The organism is Rheinheimera sp., assembly GCF_036782235.1.
Classification (GTDB): domain Bacteria; phylum Pseudomonadota; class Gammaproteobacteria; order Enterobacterales; family Alteromonadaceae; genus Pararheinheimera.
The window spans coordinates 23,347-42,437 of the sequence record NZ_DAIPZL010000015.1 but is presented as its reverse complement, the minus strand read 5'-3'; the positions used below and the strand labels follow the sequence as shown (position 1 = coordinate 42,437).

Below are 19,091 nucleotides of genomic sequence, written 5' to 3'. Positions count from 1 at the left end.
CTGAACAAAAAAGGACAAGCCGCAGCTTGTCCTTACTCTTTTGCAGTATGTTTAACTTTGCTTAAAAACCTAAACTCAGCGTCAGGCTGGCGGAGCGTTCAGCGCCTAACAAATAGGCACCTTCCTGACCACCGGCAATATATCTTTTATCTGTCAGGTTATTGATGACAAAAGATAAATCCAGGGTTTGTACAAAGCCTGCCTGCGCCATTTCGGCATGATAACCGGCATACAGATTAAGCAAAGTGTGGGCTGGAATATTGTCGCGGTTCCAGATGGAAACTTTATTCATTTCAGTGCGTTTTGCAGCACCAAAATATTCAGCTGTGTACTTGGCACCTAAACCGGCACGGTAGTTATCATGCTGGTATTTGAAGGTTGCACTGAGCATTTGCTCCGGAATAGCAGCGACTTTGTCGCCAGCACGATAACCGTTTACATTTTGCGTGTACTCTGAGTTATTCAGCGTTAACGACGAATTCAGGCTCAGGCTGTCGGCAAAACGCCAATCGATGTTGGCTTCCAGACCTTTGGATTTCACACCACCAACGTTTACAAAGGTACCGTCCAGCTCAGTCAGATAATCCGGCGCTCCATCCACTTCCTGATAAGCCAATAAGGTAATACGGTTATCAAAGTTAATTTGATATAAAGTGGCCGACGCATTGACGCTTTCACCCTGATAACGAAGGCCAAAATCCATATTGTCGGCCGTTTCTGGCTCCAGCTTATTAAAGTCCTGACCGACGGTATTTAATAAAGTATCCGGAATGGCTTTAAAGTTTTTGGAAAAACCGGCAAAAACTTCAACTTCTGCACTCAGCGGATACACCAGACCAGCACTTGGCAATAAGTCAGAATCTGAATTCAGCTTGCCGCTATTGGCGCTGTTAAAATTGTCGGTGCGCTCCACATCCACCAGATATTGCTGAACACCCAGCGTCAGCTCTAAATCACCAAGGCTGATTTTGTCCTGCAGGTATAACTTCATCACATCGTTTTGATAGTCGTCGTTAAACTGCACCCAGTATGGTCTTTCATCAAAATAATGATACACCTTGGCATCCAGCACCTGATGCCAGTCGCGGCTTTGATTGCGCTGCTGTTGTTCCAGCCAGATCCCGGCGCGGATCAGCTGGCTGTCCAGCTGCCAGTTCAGATTTGTGGTGATACCAAAACGATCTTTGTCATAGTGGGTATGACGGTAAGAGGATACTCTTTTGGCGTTTGTTAAGTCTGCCTTAGGGTCCAGGATAGGCCTGCCCTGTGCGTCGACATAAGTAAAGGTGGTGCGTTTTGCACCATTACCCTGGCTGATTTTCTGGCCTTTGGCGTCAGTGGCATAGACCTGATAAGGCGGCAACCAGTCACCACGCCCTTCCTGCAAGTGCAAATAGGGGCTGACATCCAGCTGCATGCTGTCAGTTAAGGTAAATTCAGCTTTTACATAAGCCAGCGTGTTTTCGCGTAACGTGGACCAGGCTTCAGCAAAGTTCTGATCAATATCCGGGTTACCTGTCCAGACGTTGGTTAAACCGTCGAATTTCGGATTTTGTTTAAATTGTTCGAGGCTACGATAGTCGTAGTTATCTTCGTGGGCGTCATCATACGAAAAACGGGCGGTAATTTTGCTGTTATCAAGCTCAGTCACCGACTTGGCTTCAGCATGTAAACGATTGGAAAAACCATTGCTGCCAGTGCCAATCCAGCGATTGTTGTAGCTGTCCGACAAACTGACATAAGACGTGGTATTGCCAAATACTTCACCTGAGTCAAAACGGGCAAAATAACGGCGGGCATTAAAGCTGCCTGTGCTGTAATCAAGCCTGGCTTGTTGTTCTGCCATTGGGTTGGCCGACACAAAGTTAATGGTTCCACCCAGCGCATCCAAAGAAGCAGAGCTGATATCACCTGAGCCCTGACCGACTTCAACAAAAGCTGTGTTTTCACTGTCCAGATAACGGTTTGCTTTACTGCCGCCGGCATAGGCCGAACCACCATTTGGCAAACCGTCAATGGTAATACCCAGCTGCTGATCGGCCCTGTCGATAACAAAACCACGCATACTGACAGTCGTGGTGTAGTCATCACTACCAAAAGCATCCCCCTGTGCCACATTAACACCGGGCAATTTGTTGATTAAATCCAGTACGTTACTAATGGCTGCCTGTTGCAGTTTGGCACTTTCGTCAGTCGCATTATTGGCATAAGCCACTTTTTTGCCTGTCACCGAAATTTTTTCAATGGCAGCCTCAGCGGCAACATTGCTGGCCATTTCTTCAACCGGCACTGCAGCTGTTGCCGGTAACGCCATTAATAATGCCAGTGACAAAGGGTGTAAACGGGTTGATAACACAGTCAAATCTCCCAAAATTGCGCCTGCACAAAAACGCGCCTAAATAGTTGTTTGTTTTCATCGTTGTAGTTGGTCTGATCAGTGACCGACGGCGGCTAATACTGAGGCACAGAAATGACGGGTTTGTGAAAATAAAGTGACAGATTTAAGATTTGTGACCTAACTGACAGTGAGAGGGCTGGTGCTGACTGAACTCCAACTCCTGTAAGTAATACATTTCCCAACCCATTCTTTTTTATGAAAATTTGGTAACACTTCCGCACTACTAAAGTGGTAAATCAGATCACATTTCCCACAAGGTCAAAATCGCAATTGTAGCTTTTCTGTGTCGCGCCATCGACTTCGGTTCCCGCCTAGCCACGACAAATGATACCGGTGATTTTCTGCTATACCGAGCCAATCATACCGCTGGTCTTATCAGAAATCTTAAACGACACGCTATTGCAGTATTCGGAGATCAGTTATGGTGGGTGTCCAGATACATATTCGCTAACAGCCAAAATTCGTTGAGCAGAAATGCACTTGCGTTATCTGTTAAAAATTTGGATGTTGTTTTTTTGTAAAAACTACTCACTTACATCCGTCATAACTTTACACCCTTGTACACGTGACAACACCAAAACTGAACCATCAAAAATGTTTGGTCTCAATAGAATCTCTTCCCAGTGACAGCCTGCTGGTGTTTCTTTTCTACTGAATACGCCACTCCACAACTCCGAGCCATGAAAGAAAAAACCATTTAAAGTACCAGATATCTCCATATTTTTTTTTACGACACCTGTGTAAACAGCATTCAAATTAGGCATGTCATTTTCATTAAATTCAATATGAATGGTGCTAGCTTTCAATGTTACGCTGGCTGATCCTTTGCGTATTAGTACTTCAGTGTTCGGTTTTCTTGTTGCTATACCGGAAAAATACCAATTCCAAAGCGCATCGGCGTTGTTAGCAAGAGTTGATGTACTTACTAGCATAAGAAAAATTATAGAGATTTGTTTTTTCATTACTTTCACCTTAATTATTTGAAACTCCGATTAAATCATATCCATTATGCCACCTTGCCTTTCCTGTCACTGGGTGTATTGAACGAAATCTTATGTAGTCAGTTTGTCTGTAATTTGGAAGCACAATCGAACGATATGCCGCGGGGTCTAAGCGCACGCCGTCTTTGCTCCACTGCTCAAAATGCAAATGGGGAGCAGTAGAATCTCCGTTAGACGGATCTGCATATTTGCCAAGAAGTTGACCTTTTTTAACCATTTCTCCCTTCGTAACAGCCAAAGAACTTGGATCTAAATGGCCATAAACAAATAGTGAAGAATCCACCTCTGTTCTTAATTTCAGTCTGTACCCGTATCCTTTTTTATGGTCATTAGCCTTCTCCCAGCCTAAAGCCTCAACTTCGCCATCTTCCGCTGCATAAACACTTCTATCAACTGACTTTCGAAAAGCATCATCATTCAATAACCTCGAAAACGCACCAGTAATTGCCCCATTCCCAAATTTACCGCCAGACAACACGGATGCGCTGCCACCAATTATTGCTGCTTTTATTGCATTTGCAGCACGGTCTGGGAATGATTCTGCCCCTTCCACAAATAGTTTTTCACCACCAATCTCACTGGCTGCTTGTGTAAACCCAGCAGCTGCAAAACCATGACCAAACTTGCCACCGCTCAATACACTGGAGATACCCCCAACCATACCATGTGCAGCTATGCGGCCATAGTCTATTCCCTTAGCGATGAGATTGGATTTCCAGTTATGCAGGCTCCCAAACGTTGCCCCCGATATAGCACCTGTAAGAGCGCCGCGCAGACTGCCAGTGGCGACGCCACCAGACACAAATCCCGTGACTGCGCCTATCTGTACTGCATTCAAACCTTGTAAAAAGTTCAGTCCCGGCATGTATATCGCAATTGCTATGGAAACCAGGGGCGCGAACTTTCCAAATAGTTTGTTTAGTGCTTTAAAAAAATACCCAGTGGGGTCTGTATAACTCATCGGGTTATTCAGCACATAAGCGTAACGGTTAAAGCTTTGCAGATTTGATGCTTGCTGAATAAATGGGTCAGCCTGCATAAAACGGCCAAGCACCGGGTTGTAACTTCGGCCACCCATATGGATCACTTCAAAGTCGTTCACCATATCGTGGCCGGTGTAGCCGTAAGTGGTTGCCTGACTGCTGTAAGTCAGAACTGCAGCACTCACTTGATATTGTCTGCCCCACGGGTCGTACAATAATTGTTGTACCGGATTGCCATCGAGGTTGGTAATGGCTGTTGTACTGCCTTGCTGGTCTTTATGTAAATAATAAACCTGCGGACCACCAACAGTTCTGCGTGTAACAATTGCGTTGCCGATAACAAACTTATGCTCTGTGACGCCGCTTGCAAGTTGCACCTGCTCATACAGGTTGTCGATTAACAAGGTGGTCGTCGTGCCCGAACTTCTGGCATCAACACGCTTAATCAGTTCGCGGTTTGGACCATAACTAAATCTGGTAGTCTCTGCTCCCTGGGTAACGAGCAGCGGCTTATCATCGGCTGTGTAGGTAAAACTGCGTTTACCGTCATTGATCACATTACCATTGTTGTCGTAACTGAAATTGTAATACTGAGTGCCGCTAAAATTGCTGTTTTGCCAGACCCCGGCGAGCCGGTTGGGTTTGCCGCTGACATTGTATTGATAGTGACCGACACCGGTTTTGCTGCTGATATTGCCATTGGCATCATAACCATAACTTTCGGTCATACCGAGATTGCCGGTTAAAGCAAAAGCCTGGGTAACGGTGCGGCTGGTCACACGGTGCAGGTTATCGTAACCAAAAGTCTCCGCCATATTGGCGCTGCTTAATAAACCAAAACTAATTTGACGCCGCGTAACATTTCCCACCAGGTCAAAATCGTAGTTGTAGCTTTGTTGGGTGACACCACTTTTACTGACGGCCGCATTATCAAGCCAGCCCATCGCAGCATCGTAAACCTGGTTTTGCACCACACCGTTGCCATACACTTCTGTTTCAACCTGGCCACGTGCATTAAAGCCGGTAATTTGTTGATATACAGTGCCAACCACACCACCTGTCACATCGGTGTTTTTATAGGCCACACCATTGCTATATTCAGTGCGTACTATGAGGCCGCCGTACCCATTGACCAGCGGATATGTCAGCTCATAAGGCCGACCCAGGCTGTCATAAGCTGACGTGAAACTAAATGTTGTACCTTCGGTGGTTACTGTTTTATTGCTGACCAAGCCTTTGCTGTTGTAGGTGTAGCCTTCCTGATAAATTGCAGTTGTTGCGCTATTACAAGCCTGATTGCTGCTCCATTGTTTTACGCTCACCAGCTTGTCCAGGTTGTAGGCTGCAGCTGAGCTACCGTAACTCCAGCACACTGTGCCCGATGGGTCGTATCGGCGCAGCAACTGACCAAGCGCATTCAATTCAAAAGTGGTGGTTTGACTCTTTGCATCTGTCTGGCTGACGGTTTCACCAAAACCATTGGTTTTGTAGCTCCAGTTACCCTTGTCAACATCAGTCATCGACGTTTTACGACCATAGTTGTCGTAGACATTGCTTAAGCGGGTGACACCAGCACTGGATGCAGTCAGCAAATCACCATAGGCGTTATAGCTAAAACTCAGCAAAGTTCCGTTATGATCAGTGATGCTGACTTCCTGCCCCAGATAGTTTTGGGTGCTGGTTTTATTTTTCGACAGTGCATCTGTGGTTGTTGTGCTGTATCCGTTATAGCTGATGGCGGTCACGCCATTATTTGGCATCGTGGTTGTGCTAATGCGGCCGAGTGCGTCATAACCTGCTGTTGTTTTGTAACTGGACACAGCATCTTTGGCGGGTTCGAAGCTCTGATAAGGACGCCCCTGATTGTCATAGGTTTTACGGGTCACTGCATAACCTAAGAGCGGTAACTTTGTTCTGCTCCCCACTTCGCGGCCATATTTATCGAGGTATTGCTCCTGTTCAGCACCTGCGTCATTGGTGCTGATAATTTTGATATAAGCATCCGGGAAAAGACTATTGCAGCTATTACAGAAACTTCGGCTTTGTGCCGAATTCACCTGAATGTCAGAAGTCGCTGCACCTTTGAGTGCGCTACTGGTGCTTTGACCAAAGCCATCAAAGCTCGTGGTGCTGGTTTGGTTATTGGCATCTGTCACTGCGATAGCGCTGATCAGTGCCGGACTGCCGGCAAAGGTGCTGGCTGCTAAGCCATTGTATTTATAAATTGCGGTGCGACCTGCCGCATTGGTGGTGCTGGCCACAAAACGATAATTTGCTGTATAGGCAGTGGAATTTGTCCGGGTCACAGGTAATGTGCCATCACTGCCTGAAGGTGCATAAACTGACACCGAAATTTTGTTGCCTGCAGCGTCATAACCATGGGTTGTTACCGACGTTGCTGCCGCAAGATTTGGCGCATAAGTCTCAGTTTTTAAGAGATAATCCGCGTCATAGCTAAAACTACTGGAACGGCTGATATTACTGGTTATGGTGCCACCAACTTTCAGTGTTTTAGTGACAGTACTGGCCGTCAGGCGACCATAACGTTGGTATGACGCTGACTGATTAAAGGTATTTGTGGTCGATGTCAGCAGATTGTTACTGCTATTTTGTGGGTCGGACTGCGTCACAGTGCTGGAAGACAAATTACCATAGTTGTCATACACAAAAGTGCTGGCAATGGTACTGAGGGCAGTTGAGCTGAGCAGATTAGAACCCAGTGAGTATTTATTCTCAGTACTGCTACTGATGTAAGGGTAATTGCCGCCAAATGCACTGGTGAGATTTTGCACCGTATTGCTGGCCGTTGCCATCACATAACCACCACGGGATTGTGAGCTGCTTCTGGGCATCCCGGTGTAGGGCCATAGTTGATAATAACGGCTTTCTGTCACCACATTAGTTTGCAGATCTGTGGTTCTTAAGTGCTCAAACCCCAGCAAGCCGCGGCCTTTTTTGTGCAGTAATAAGCCGCCATATTCATAATCAACCGACACCCATTGACTGGGTTTTACTTCTGTCCTGACGCGGGATACCACATAAAAACCGCTGCGTGGTGAGAAATAATCTGAATTGATGTTGTTGCTGGAGTTGGCACGAAAATAAACGACGTTGTTACTGATGTTGGCATATTGCACCTCGGTTGGTACACCCCAGCTATTGGTAAAAGTGCTCACTGTATGGTCATTGATACCTGAGCGGCTATTGATGAAAATGTTCCAGCCACTGTCATCTGATGCTGTCAGTAAATCCAGTTTGTTGTCGGCGTTCACATCGGCAAACTGAATGGTTGAATTGGCGGCAAAATTGTAACTGCCACGGCTTTCAAAAATAATTTTCCCAGCATCGCTGTGTGGGCGGGACAGCACAAAACTCCAGCTGGAGTAACTGGTAGCTTGCAGTACATCGGTGCGGCCATCGCCGTTCAGATCCAGAAAATAGGTCAGCGCAATTCTATCCTGAGGCGTCGATAACATCGCATCCTGCACAGGACCTAAGGTGCTGCCGTTGGATAAACGGTAATACCAGTTAGTCCCCAGCTGATACATAAAATCTGAATAACCATCACCATTTAGATCAACCGGCCTGATATGTTTTGCGGAAGTGCCAAGACTGACACTCTGCTGGTAACTGCTGCCATTTGATATAAACAATTTCCATTCGGATAAGGATGTCCATACCCGCCCTTCATAAAGACATTCGGCCCGGGTCCACCCGGTCGCGCCATCACAGAGGCCACCCAGTACGTACACCATCACATCGGTTTTGCCATCCCCATTCACATCAGAGGCAGATGATTGTTTTAGCCCCGTAGTAACAGGCAGCGAATCATCGTAAAAATCACCATCTTCAAACACTGTAGTGCCGGCATCCGTCGCTGCGCTAAAACCGTTGTGTGTTGAACCTGTCATGCCGAGATTGCGATACACCTTAAATTGGCCGTTAACCATAAACAGTATGTCTTCCATGCCATCGCCGTCGATATCAGCCACCATAGCGGAGCTTTCCAACCCTGTTGCTGTGCGCCCGGTGTTGATGCTGTTGTAGCTAAAGCTCATGGTCACGTCCGGGCACAAATAACCGGAACTCAGTTGTGGCTCACAGCTTTGTACTGTCGAAGCTGCCGGTTGATAGGTCAGGATAAACCAGTTAGAAATGGCACTGTCGGCTACCAACAAATCACGTTGACCGTCACCGTTGTAATCAATGGTTTTGGCAAACTCCTTTTTATTCACCCCAACAGTCGACAAGGTCACTTCCGAGCTATAGCTCATGCTATTGTTACCAAAACGCACACGCCAGGATCCTGCGCTTGGGTAAACCATATCGGCATAACCATCGCCATTCATATCCATCAAATGCTGGTAGACTCGCTCGACAGAGCTGCCTTTTTTCACTGATGTGGTACTGATGGGACTATAAGCATCGGTGGTTGCTTCCGGCCAGCATTCACCGTTGACACAAACGGTTTGGATGCCACTGTTACTGGATGCTGGCTTGTTCCACTGCACACTAACCGCCGGATAACATAAAGCAGCCGTATCGGAGGTACATTCCTGCAGCGCTGTCAGATAGTTTTTTTCTTCCAGCACATCGGATTCTGAGTACTGGAACTGATAATAACGATACTGCTGGTTGTCCTGATGGACAGTCACGCTGTCGAGGATTTTTGTCAGGCTCACCGGATGTCCGGCCTGATAACCGGTGCGTTTTTTCTTATTGTCCCGGTAAGTAAAAACCACTCTGGCAAAAGGTGCCTGCGATGGCCGGCCAGTGTATTGCACCTCTGTCAGATAATGCTCGCCTTTGAGTTGGTCTTCGGCATATCTGAACAGGATATAATTGCCTTTTACATCCCGGATTGCTTTGAGCGCCCACATTCTGGGCGTGGTCAGGCCGTTAAGCTCAAAGAGTGCATCAGCAGAGCTTTCACTGGCGCCACTGGTATTTAACAGACTCAACGCCATTGAGACACTGCGCTCATCACTGCCGGATACCTGTGAGACATCGCCGTAGTAGTGAATTTCGCCCGACTTAGTTTCTACGGTATAAGCTTTTGGCCCTTGAGTGGTGGCACCATGCGGTTTTACTTTGACAAAACTTTCCAGTTCAGTGTGATAACTCGCTGCTGACCAGTAAGTCGAATCTGATACACCTATGTCAGAACTGCCTGTTCCGCTAATCAGGCGCTGACCATTCAGGCAAAGCCGGTCACTTTGTGAAAATGAAATATTGCCCTGCAGATTGTCAGATGCGATGTTTTTTGGGCAACGACTAATGGCCGAAGCACCAGAGATACTCCAGCCACTGCCCATATAACCATCACCTGCGGCACTGCTGTAACTAAACCCAAGCTCTGGCTGCACTCCCGCTATACCTGCAGGGATGTTCAGTGCTATCTGGTAAGTCGCGGCCCCGGATTCATCAGTTCGATACTCACCAGTTGTCATGCCAACGACCAATAGGCCCGGAGTTTTAAAAGCAGAGCGCCCTATAGTACCGCTACCACCATCAAATCGTTCGATGTCTGAAACTATTTCCGCAATGCCGTCGCCATTTTCATCGACCAGTCGGTAAGTCGCCATCGCTTCGGCCATGCTGTACCCTTGAGCAGCAGACAAAGTGACATCACCAGTCAGGTTTTCCAGTGTGATGTAAGGGGTGAACTGATTTCTTAACACCAAAAATGCGTCAGCTATGCCATCTCCGTCCAAATCAGCAAATTGTAAATCCCGGAGCTGACTATTCCCTTCTGTGAGCTCTAACAGCGCCCACTCTGCTTCAGTTAAAACTTGTACTTTCCAAACGCCGTCCTCTTCAAAGACTTTCAACAACCCATTTTTAGGCCGAACGCTCAAGGGGATAGACGGCGCTTTACGCAGTTGCATAAAATGCTTGGGAGCCATCAAGTAGAGAGCGCCCTGCGGGTCGCTAAAAACCTGGTAACCACGATAATCTTTGGTATGACCTGGGCAGCAAAACAGCATTAGCAGCAATAAGACCGCAAACAGGAGGCGCTTTATCATTCCATGTTCCTTCATCATATCCATATGAGGTTTGCCCAAAGGGATATTCCCTCAGGCAGTCTGGAAATAACAATCGTTAATTCAGCACTCTAAAGCTATCGAATGTAGCTATCCCTTCCTGGTCACCACATTGCCCGCTGATCTCAAATCTGACTTTTTTACCGGCAAAAAATGCCGCGCTTAACAGCGACAAAACCGCATCCGCATTTTTATCTGTTGCCGCATTAAACATCAGCATATTCGACAAACAGCCGCGACCTCCCACTGCATCGCCATTGAGTTGTAGGGTGCAAATTCCTTTGTCTTTCTGACAGCCGATACTGAGGATATTGCGATCTGTGGTCTCTTCAGCATAAAGCTGCGCGCTGTGAGCAGAAACAACCAGCATAGAAGCGTAAAAAACGATCCTGGGCATGTTCATAACTAATCCTTTAGATAAATTTCCGACTATGAGCAGCGTTAGGTTTGGTCGAAAATCGCACAACTTGCAAATTTTGTGAAAACTGAATGATATTTTTATGTAAACGCAAAGCTACAGAGCAAACCGGTTGCAGTAGATAATGCAAAAAAAACACAGTTTAAAGGCAGCAAAAACAACAACGCCTGCAGTTGCAGGCGTTGTATCTAGTGGCAGCGGTTCACTATTTTAAGGTGTAGTTAACAGCGGTTTTTCAGCTTGGGTCTGAGCTGTTTTATTGCCAAAACGGCGGCGCCAGCGGGCTTTGATCTTACGTTTAAAGGTTTCCAGACTGTCGTAGAAAGTCGGAACCACCAACAAGGTCAAAATGGTTGATGTGATGGTACCGCCAATAACAGCGATACCAAGTGGCCGGTAAAAGCCCGAACCTTCACCTATGCCAATTGCCACCGGCAACATACCTGCCACCAGTGCAAAAGTGGTCATCAGAATAGGACGTAAACGCTCACGACCTGCCGCAATTAACGACTCATCCAGAGATAAACCTTCTTCCAGTTCTTTCTTACGGGCGCAGTCAATCAGCAGAATAGCGTTTTTCACGACTATGCCCATCAGCATCACCACCCCAATCAGACTCATCAGGTTTAATGTTGAGTCAAATGCCAAGAGCGCAAGCACCACACCAATCAGCGACAATGGCAGTGACATCATAATGGACACTGGCGCCATAAAACTATGGAACTGCAGCACCAGAATCAGATACATCAGTACCACGGCCAGACCCAGGGCACCAAAAATACTGCCGAATACTTCGTTCTGATCGCGGCCTTCACCACCCACCACTAAGTCGTAGCCAGGCGGGAAGTTAATTTGTTTGGCCAAATCCATGGCGTCTTTAAAGACTTCACCAAAACTGCGGCCTTCAATATTGGCGCTGACCGCCATCATAGTTTCACGATCCAGGTGCTCAATCAGCGCCGGACCTTTGCCCAGCGTCACAGTGGCCACCTGCTCCAATGGGATCATGGCACCGGTTTTACTGGACAACAGCGGCAACTGCTCTAAATCCTGCACTGTAGCGCGCTCTTCCGGCCGGATCCTTACAAACACATTCCGGGTTTCACCGGTCGGGTCGACCCAGTCACCAATTTCTGCGCCGGCAAAGGCCAGACGCAGCGCACTGGCAGCATCACTCATGGATAAGCCCAGACTGGATGCCAGACCCCGGTCAAATTCAACCTGCAATTCAGGTTTTGGATCCTGTGCCGACAGGCCCACATCCACAGCACCAGGCACCTGTTTTAACTTGGCCAGATAATCCATCACTATGCCTTCGAGCACCCGGGTTTCTGGGCCACGGAACTGAATTTGCAGTTTTTTGCCGTCACCACCACCACCGCCACTTAAATCTGCAGTCACAGTAAATTCAGCGCCAATCAAAGATTTGATCTGAGCGCGAACTTCAGTGGCCACTTCTTCAGCTGAGCGGCTACGGTCTTTTTCCGGAACCAGGCGTACAAATACCTGGGCTCTGGTGATATTACCCTGGGTACCAACTGTGGTTTGTGTATAACGGTGCTCTGGTAATTTCTGTGTTATTTCAGCAACCTGCGCCGCTTTTATCCGGGTGTATTCCAGACTGGATTCAGACGGCGTGCGGATACTGACAATAAAACCACCATTGTCTGTTTCCGGCATAAAACCTGAACCACCAAAGGCGCCCTGCAGGTAAATGGCACCAAAAAAGCTGCCAAAAGCCAGCGCCCACATTGATTTACGGTGTTTTAGTGCCCAGCCAATCAGTTTTGAATACCGTTCAGCCTGATGATCAAACCAGTTGTTAAACTTCTGGAATACCAAGCCTAAACCACGGCGTTTGGCGGTTTTGTCATGATCCGGGTCATGCCAGTAAGCTGACATCATAGGGTCAATGGTAAATGAGATAAAAAGCGACACTAAAACAGAGCAAGCGACTGTTAAACCAAAAGGCTTAAACCACTGACCTGTCATACCGTCCAGAAAAGCAATAGGAATAAACACCGCCATAATCGACATGGTAGTGGCTGTCACCGCCATCCCAATTTCTTTAGTGCCGTCACGGGCGGCTGTCATATTGTCTTTGCCCATTTCCATATGGCGCACAATGTTTTCCCGCACCACAATGGCATCGTCAATCAGTACACCAATGGCTAAAGACAAGCCAAGCAACGACATAAAGTTCAGCGTAAAACCACAGGCCCAAACCGCAATAAATGACGCAAGAACTGAGGTTGGCAGCGCCAGAGAGGTAATTAAGGTAGAACGCCAGGAGTTCAGGAACACAAAGACCACAATAATGGTTAATAAAGCGCCAAGACCCAGCGCTTCGGTCACGTTACGCATACTGGCAGCAACGTCTTCGCCCTGATCCTGCACTATCACCAGCTCCACTTCTTTGGGCAGCTGTTTTCGGATCTCTTCAATTTCGGCCTTAATGGCGTCCGTCACACTGATGGTTGACGCTTCACGCGCTTTAACAATATCAATACCCAGTGCTTTTTTGCCGTTAAAAAACGATAACCTGCGCTGCTCGGCACCACCGTCAACGATATCAGCTATCTGACCTAACCGAATGGCCTGATCGCCATTCTGTTTGACCACCATTTGTTCAAATTCACTGATGTCTTTAAGCCTGCCTTGCAGACGAATACTTTGCTCCTGCAAACCATCCATCACCCGGCCAACAGGCGCCGCCAGGTTTTGACTGCGCAGTGCATTGGTCACATCAACCGCAGACACCTTGGCTTCGCGCATGGCGTTGCTGTTCAGGAAAATGGTCATTTCCCGCTCCAGCTCACCTTCCAGCGTCACCAAGGCAACACCCGGAATTGACCTTAATTTACGGCCAATATCCACATCAGCCAGACGTGAAATTTCCAGCGGGGTTAAAGTATCTGAGGATAAAGCGAGCGACATCACAGGTTGAGCATTGGGATCTGCGCGGTTAATAAAAGGCTCTTTCATTTCGCTCGGCAGCTTATCGCGCACCGTCGAAATACTGTCACGCAGTTCCTGGGCTGCGGCCGTTAAATCCTTATCAAAATCAAAGATCACTACGATAGTGGCGCTGGAGTCGCGGGCATAAGAGCGGATATCCCGAATACCCTGGATAGTCGACATCGAGTCTTCTACCCGGTTTAAAATTTCCCGTTCAACGGTTTCGGGCGAAGCGCCCGGATAAGGCACGTTCACCACCAGCACTGGTGGCTGTACATCCGGAAACTGGTTGGTTTTCAGTTTGGTTAGTGCAAAATAGCCAAACAGCATCAGGGCGATGGTAACCACCACCACCACCATGGGTCTTTTAATGCTGAAATCTGACAAAAACATGGTTAGTTCCCCACTACAGCTGTCTGAGCAGCCGCAGTTGCATCAGGTTTTTTGTTGATATCAGCGGTTCTGTTTAAAGTGACAGTGGCACCTTCTTTAATGGCACCCAAAGGCTGTAATAACACCTCGTCACCAATATTCACGCCCGACAGCAGCTGTACTGTGCCCCAACGAGGATCTTTGGCACCCACCTGCACTTTTACTTTATGCAGTGTATTGTCGCTCAGTTGCCAGACAAAATGGTTGTCACCTTCCTGCACCAGCACCGAAGGTGGCACCATCAGGCTCTGCTGATTGGCAACAGCAATATGACCTTCAGCATACAAACCGGCCACCAGGGGTTCTTCACTGTTAATAGCTACAAACACCTGAACCTGACGGGTGGTCTCTGCGGCTTGTGGGTTAATACGTTCAATCACCCCATCAAAACGCTGGTTGTTGTACCCATTCACTTTGAAGTTTACCGCCTGGCCCACTTTGACCTGCCCAACCTGATCTGCGGCAATAAAACCTTCAAATCTCATGCTGGACGGATCAATCACCACCATCAGCGCTTTACCGATTTGGGCTGTATCACCGGCGGAGGTTTTGCGAAGCGCCACTACACCATCAAAAGGTGCCCGAACTTCAGTACGCTCCAGCTGCTGCCTTGCTTCAACCAAACGCGCTTTGGCAGAGGCCAGTTCTGAATGTGCCTGATTGGCTTTAATTTCGGCAGACTCCAAAACTTCGGCTGTCACCAGATTCTGCTTATGCAGGGACTGCATGCGGCGTAATTGTTTTTGCGCCTGATCGGCAGTCACCAAGGCTGAACGCTCAGCTTCCTGCGCTGACATTAACTTATCGCGAAAAGTGGTTTGATCAAGCTGCACCAAAAGCTCACCGGCTTTTACTAAATCACCGTTGTCTTTTAATACTTTAGTGACAATGCCGGACACTTCAGCGTTCAGTTCAGCTTTGACCACGGGTTGCAATGATCCCGACACCATAGGACCACGCGCCAATTCACTGGCTTTTAAAGTCAGAATGTCAGCACTGACCAGCGATAAAGGTTTTGTTTCGGATTTGGTGTTTTCGGTAGATTCAGGTTTACTGCAGGCCGTTAAAAAAGTCGCGAAAAGAGCAACATAAAACAAGTTCTTCTGGAATTTCATAAACAGATCCGTCAACTTTATACAATAAGGTTTTTTATATTGCTCTTAGTGTACTGTATTTGTTAACTGGGCTTCTGTGCAAAACAGTAACAAGTTATGACAGGCTCAATAACTTGCCACTTTTCAGATAATTAATTGCCTTTATTACATACCTCAGACCTGATTTTTACGGCGATATCGGGAAAATCCGTAAAAACACCCTGAATACCTTGACGGTAGATCCAGCCAAGTTCATTTTGCATCGACATCAGCTTGCCTGAACCATCAGCCAGCAGATGATCTGGTTCCAGGCGATAGGTATAAGGATGCACCACCAGTCCGGCTTTGGCGGCCTCTGCTAACAAAGGTACATCCCCACCGATTTGAGGATATAAGTCTTGCCGCCAGGGGCCTATACCGTCGGCATAACTTGTGACTGCGCTCAGCCCCTGCGTTGTCATCAGTAAACCATAGTGTAACCTGCTGCCGACAAAGGCTTTTAACCCAAGCGGTAATTCAGGTAACTGCAGCAATCCCTGACTGGCTGCATAAAAATCATAGGGTTCGGAAAAGCTGTCTTTTGGCTGCAAATACTGCTGCCGGCTGTCGCCTATTAGCTGCACCAGCTTAACCTTTGTTAAGCCGGCGTCAGGCAGCAACTGCTGTTTTAGCCGCACCAGGTTACTGACTTCAAAAGACTGAATATAGATCTGAGTTGGTAACACTGAGGTGTTGCTTAATTGCTGCACCAACAAAGCCGTGATATCTGTGGCTATCGGCTGACCATCTTGCCTTTTACCAATATGGGCAAAATAACTGGGATGTTTGGTTTCAATATAAATGCCCAGATCACGACCGGTTTGTTGCTGATACCTGCTCAGAAGTTCCAGAACCTCAGCCAGGGTGACAATGCCATAAACACCATCGTGTTTTGCACTTTGTGGTCTGAGCTTGGGCATACTTTCTTTGAGTTTTAAACGCCGAAGTTCAGCCAGGGTAAAATCTTCACTAAACCAGCCTTGCTGCCAAATGCCGTCAACCTGCTTTTTAGTATAAAGGTGAGCAAATTCGGCTCTTTTAGCTACATCTGTGCTGTGACTTAACTCATTTTCATGGCGTATTATCAAGACACCGTCACGGCTTGGCACCAAATCTACTTCAATAAAATCAGCACCTTGCTCTAAAGCCAGTTGATAAGCGGCCAGGCTGTGCTCAGGCAAATAGCCGCTGGCACCACGATGGGCAATAACCAAAGGCCAATAGGGACAAGCTTCTGCGGCCTGCGCTTGCACGGTTAAACCCTGCACAATCGCAAAAATAGCCAATAACACACGCATCACAAACTCCGGCTTCTTAAAAAGCCAGAGTGTAAAAAACATCGGTGATATTTTGATGACAATAGAACGACTTACAGTGTTTTGGTCAGATACAAAGCTTGTTGACCACTGTAACTTGCCAGGTTCTGCTGCTGTGTTGCAGTTAAAGAAGACAAAATTTCAAAACCACGCTGTTGCCAATATGAGGCGGAATTTTGCACCGCCACCAGCGCAAGTGTATTTAAACCTTGTGCCACGGCATATTGCTCTGCCGTTGTTAACAACTGTTGCGCTACCCCCTGCCCACGTGCATCCAGGCTGACAGCCATATCGTGCAAGTACAAACAATCAGGTGTTGTAACCTGTACAAAATCAGCGGCCAGCGCATTAATTTTGCCGAGCTGCCCTGGATAGCTAAACAGATAACCCCAGAGTTTATCCTGATAACACGCCACCCAGCAGCTTTGCGGAAAAGCGGAAAAACGACGTTTTAACAGTTCAGCAGGTTCAAATAACTCAGCGGAATAACAACGGTCTTGCAGTTTTACGACTGCAGGCAAATCAAAAGCCTGCATCTGGCGGATCATCAACATAAATAACAGCCCACCTGATGGTGGGCTTTCCTTTTTGCGGTCGGAATTTATTCCAGATTTTTTAACAGGGTTTTATCTAAACCATCGCCTGCCAGTAACTTGATCACGGCCTGACAATGCTCCAGCGTAAAATCACCTTCATTAATTTGTGCGTTGAGCGCATTACGGCGTTTTTTCACCACGTCACTGATCACACTGGCATCAATGCTGTTTTTGGTGCGGGCATCTAATTTTTCCAGCCAGGGATATAATGACTGCTCAGCATCAAAAGCGGCTTTACGCACCTCTGGGTGGAAATCTTCACAGGCATTAAGGTTCAACAGATAAAAATTCAGGTAACCGGCGACTGTAACTAACTTGTAATCCTGATCTGCAGCCTGCACTGAGCAACTCAGGCTGGCGGCAATCAGGCTGGTAAGCAACCATTTTTTCATTGTGTGATCCCGCTGTTTTGACCTTCGACTGTACCAATCTAAACAGAAATATTTTAATTTGCAATCAATGCAAAGAAAAAGGAAGCGCTGTACAAGCAATAAGTTATGCCCATCGCTCTGCCATCTTGACGGCAGTGGCGCCAGTAAAAAGCTGCAGGCACAACATTGTTGTAAAAGCGCTGCCTTGCTTACTTTTTACTGTCGCAACCATAACTGACGCAACAAAACGCACAGCTGTTAACTAGGCACCCTTACCCAACCTTCCATCAGCACTCTGGCACTGCGGCTCATAATGGCTTTGGTCACTTGCCATTGGCCGTCGACCAGCGCCGCTTCTGCGCCCACTCTTAAAGTACCGGACGGATGGCCAAAGCGCACTGCTGTGCGCTCCCCGCCACCAGCGGCCAGATTGACTAAAGTACCTGGAATTGCCGCAGCTGTGCCAATAGCCACAGCAGCTGTACCCATCATAGCGTGGTGTAATTTGCCCATCGACAGTGCCCGCACTGATAAATCGATGTCGTTTTGGCTAATAGCTTTGCCACTGGATGATACATAAGCTGCAGGCGGTGCCACAAAAGCAATTTTGGGTGTGTGCTGGCGGCTTTTAGCTTCGCTGAGCTCGCTAATCAGCCCCATTTTTAATGCGCCATAAGCGCGGATAGTTTCAAATTTTTCCAGCGCTTTGGCGTCGCCATTGATGGCATCTTGCAACTCAGTGCCGCTATAACCAATATCAGCAGCATTGACAAAAATGGTTGGAATACCGGCGTTGATCATAGTGGCGGCAAAAGTACCAATGCCAGGCACTTGTAAACTGTCCACCAGATTGCCGGTTGGGAACATAGCACCACCACCGCCTTCTTCGTCGGCGGCTGGGTCTAAAAACTCAATCACCACCTCAGCGGCAGGGAAAGTTACACCATCCAGTTCAAAGTCACCGGTTTCCTGAACAAAGCCGTTGGTGACAGGCACATGGGCAATAATGGTTTTACCAATATTGGCCTGCCAAATCCGAACTGTACAAATGCCGTTTTGTGGGATTCGGGCTGAGTCCACCAAACCATTGCTGATAGCAAAAGAGCCCACAGCTGCTGTTAAGTTGCCACAGTTGCCGCTCCAATCGATAAAGGCTTTATCAATGGCCACCTGACCAAACAGATAATCCACATCGTGGTCAGCTTTTTGACTTTTACTTAAGATCACTGTTTTACTGGTGCTGGAAGTCGCGCCCCCCATACCGTCTGTGTGTTTGCCGTATGGATCAGGGCTGCCAATCACCCGCAGCAACAGTTTGTCGCGCGCTTCACCTGGCTGCTGCGCCGCCAAAGGTAAATCGGTTAAATTAAAAAACACCCCTTTACTGGTGCCGCCACGCATATAAGTGGCGGCAATTTTGATTTGTGGTGCAAAAGTCATG

The 19,091-nt window shown here is 47.5% G+C and carries 10 protein-coding genes; all 10 read right to left on the bottom strand.

Features of this window, described 5'->3' with window-relative positions; genetic code table 11:
* Positions 1-61 precede the first annotated feature (61 nt).
* The 10 genes from V7P87_RS14305 to prpF all read right to left on the bottom strand — a co-directional run bounded on the left by V7P87_RS14305 (position 62) and on the right by prpF (position 19,090).
* The gene (locus V7P87_RS14305; RefSeq protein WP_333798025.1) at positions 62-2,356 is read right to left on the bottom strand and encodes a TonB-dependent receptor domain-containing protein; all 2,295 of its coding nucleotides are present in this window, start codon (positions 2,354-2,356) and stop codon (positions 62-64) included.
* A 566-nt stretch (positions 2,357-2,922) separates the two neighbouring features.
* A complete protein-coding gene (locus tag V7P87_RS14300; protein WP_333798024.1) occupies positions 2,923-3,360 on the bottom strand; it encodes a hypothetical protein in 438 nt (145 codons plus the stop codon).
* A 10-nt stretch (positions 3,361-3,370) separates the two neighbouring features.
* On the bottom strand, positions 3,371-10,408 hold the full coding sequence (locus V7P87_RS14295; protein WP_333798023.1) for an FG-GAP-like repeat-containing protein: 7,038 nt from the start codon (positions 10,406-10,408) through the stop codon (positions 3,371-3,373).
* A gap of 76 nt (positions 10,409-10,484) precedes the next feature.
* Positions 10,485-10,829, bottom strand: coding sequence for a hypothetical protein (locus V7P87_RS14290; protein WP_333798022.1), 345 nt, complete (start codon positions 10,827-10,829; stop codon positions 10,485-10,487).
* Positions 10,830-11,054: 225 nt separating this feature from the next.
* On the bottom strand, positions 11,055-14,195 hold the full coding sequence (locus tag V7P87_RS14285; protein WP_333798021.1) for an efflux RND transporter permease subunit: 3,141 nt from the start codon (positions 14,193-14,195) through the stop codon (positions 11,055-11,057).
* A 2-nt stretch (positions 14,196-14,197) separates the two neighbouring features.
* Positions 14,198-15,349 (bottom strand): efflux RND transporter periplasmic adaptor subunit, encoded by a 1,152-nt coding sequence (locus V7P87_RS14280; RefSeq protein ID WP_333798020.1) that lies wholly within the window; start codon positions 15,347-15,349, stop codon positions 14,198-14,200.
* A 131-nt stretch (positions 15,350-15,480) separates the two neighbouring features.
* Positions 15,481-16,665 carry a glycerophosphodiester phosphodiesterase family protein gene (locus tag V7P87_RS14275; RefSeq protein WP_333798019.1) on the bottom strand — a complete coding sequence of 395 codons (1,185 nt, stop codon included), beginning with the start codon at positions 16,663-16,665 and terminating at the stop codon, positions 15,481-15,483.
* A gap of 71 nt (positions 16,666-16,736) precedes the next feature.
* Positions 16,737-17,237, bottom strand: a complete 501-nt coding sequence (locus V7P87_RS14270) for a GNAT family N-acetyltransferase (protein WP_333798018.1) — start codon at positions 17,235-17,237, stop codon at positions 16,737-16,739.
* Positions 17,238-17,284: 47 nt separating this feature from the next.
* Positions 17,285-17,671 (bottom strand): hypothetical protein, encoded by a 387-nt coding sequence (locus V7P87_RS14265; RefSeq protein ID WP_296298401.1) that lies wholly within the window; start codon positions 17,669-17,671, stop codon positions 17,285-17,287.
* 237 nt (positions 17,672-17,908) lie between these two features.
* Positions 17,909-19,090 (bottom strand): 2-methylaconitate cis-trans isomerase PrpF, encoded by a 1,182-nt coding sequence (gene prpF, locus V7P87_RS14260; RefSeq protein ID WP_333798017.1) that lies wholly within the window; start codon positions 19,088-19,090, stop codon positions 17,909-17,911.
* Position 19,091 lies beyond the last annotated feature (1 nt).

Bases quoted from the DNA above. Each gene is read 5' to 3' on its own strand.
- V7P87_RS14300 (WP_333798024.1), bottom strand. From the start codon at position 3,360: ATGAAAAAACAAATCTCTATAATTTTTCTTATGCTAGTAAGTACATCA.
- V7P87_RS14295 (WP_333798023.1), bottom strand. From the start codon at position 10,408: ATGATAAAGCGCCTCCTGTTTGCGGTCTTATTGCTGCTAATGCTGTTT.
- V7P87_RS14290 (WP_333798022.1), bottom strand. From the start codon at position 10,829: ATGAACATGCCCAGGATCGTTTTTTACGCTTCTATGCTGGTTGTTTCT.
- V7P87_RS14285 (WP_333798021.1), bottom strand. From the start codon at position 14,195: ATGTTTTTGTCAGATTTCAGCATTAAAAGACCCATGGTGGTGGTGGTG.
- V7P87_RS14280 (WP_333798020.1), bottom strand. From the start codon at position 15,349: ATGAAATTCCAGAAGAACTTGTTTTATGTTGCTCTTTTCGCGACTTTT.
- V7P87_RS14275 (WP_333798019.1), bottom strand. From the start codon at position 16,665: ATGCGTGTGTTATTGGCTATTTTTGCGATTGTGCAGGGTTTAACCGTG.
- V7P87_RS14270 (WP_333798018.1), bottom strand. From the start codon at position 17,237: ATGTTGATGATCCGCCAGATGCAGGCTTTTGATTTGCCTGCAGTCGTA.
- V7P87_RS14265 (WP_296298401.1), bottom strand. From the start codon at position 17,671: ATGAAAAAATGGTTGCTTACCAGCCTGATTGCCGCCAGCCTGAGTTGC.
- prpF (WP_333798017.1), bottom strand. From the start codon at position 19,090: ATGACTTTTGCACCACAAATCAAAATTGCCGCCACTTATATGCGTGGC.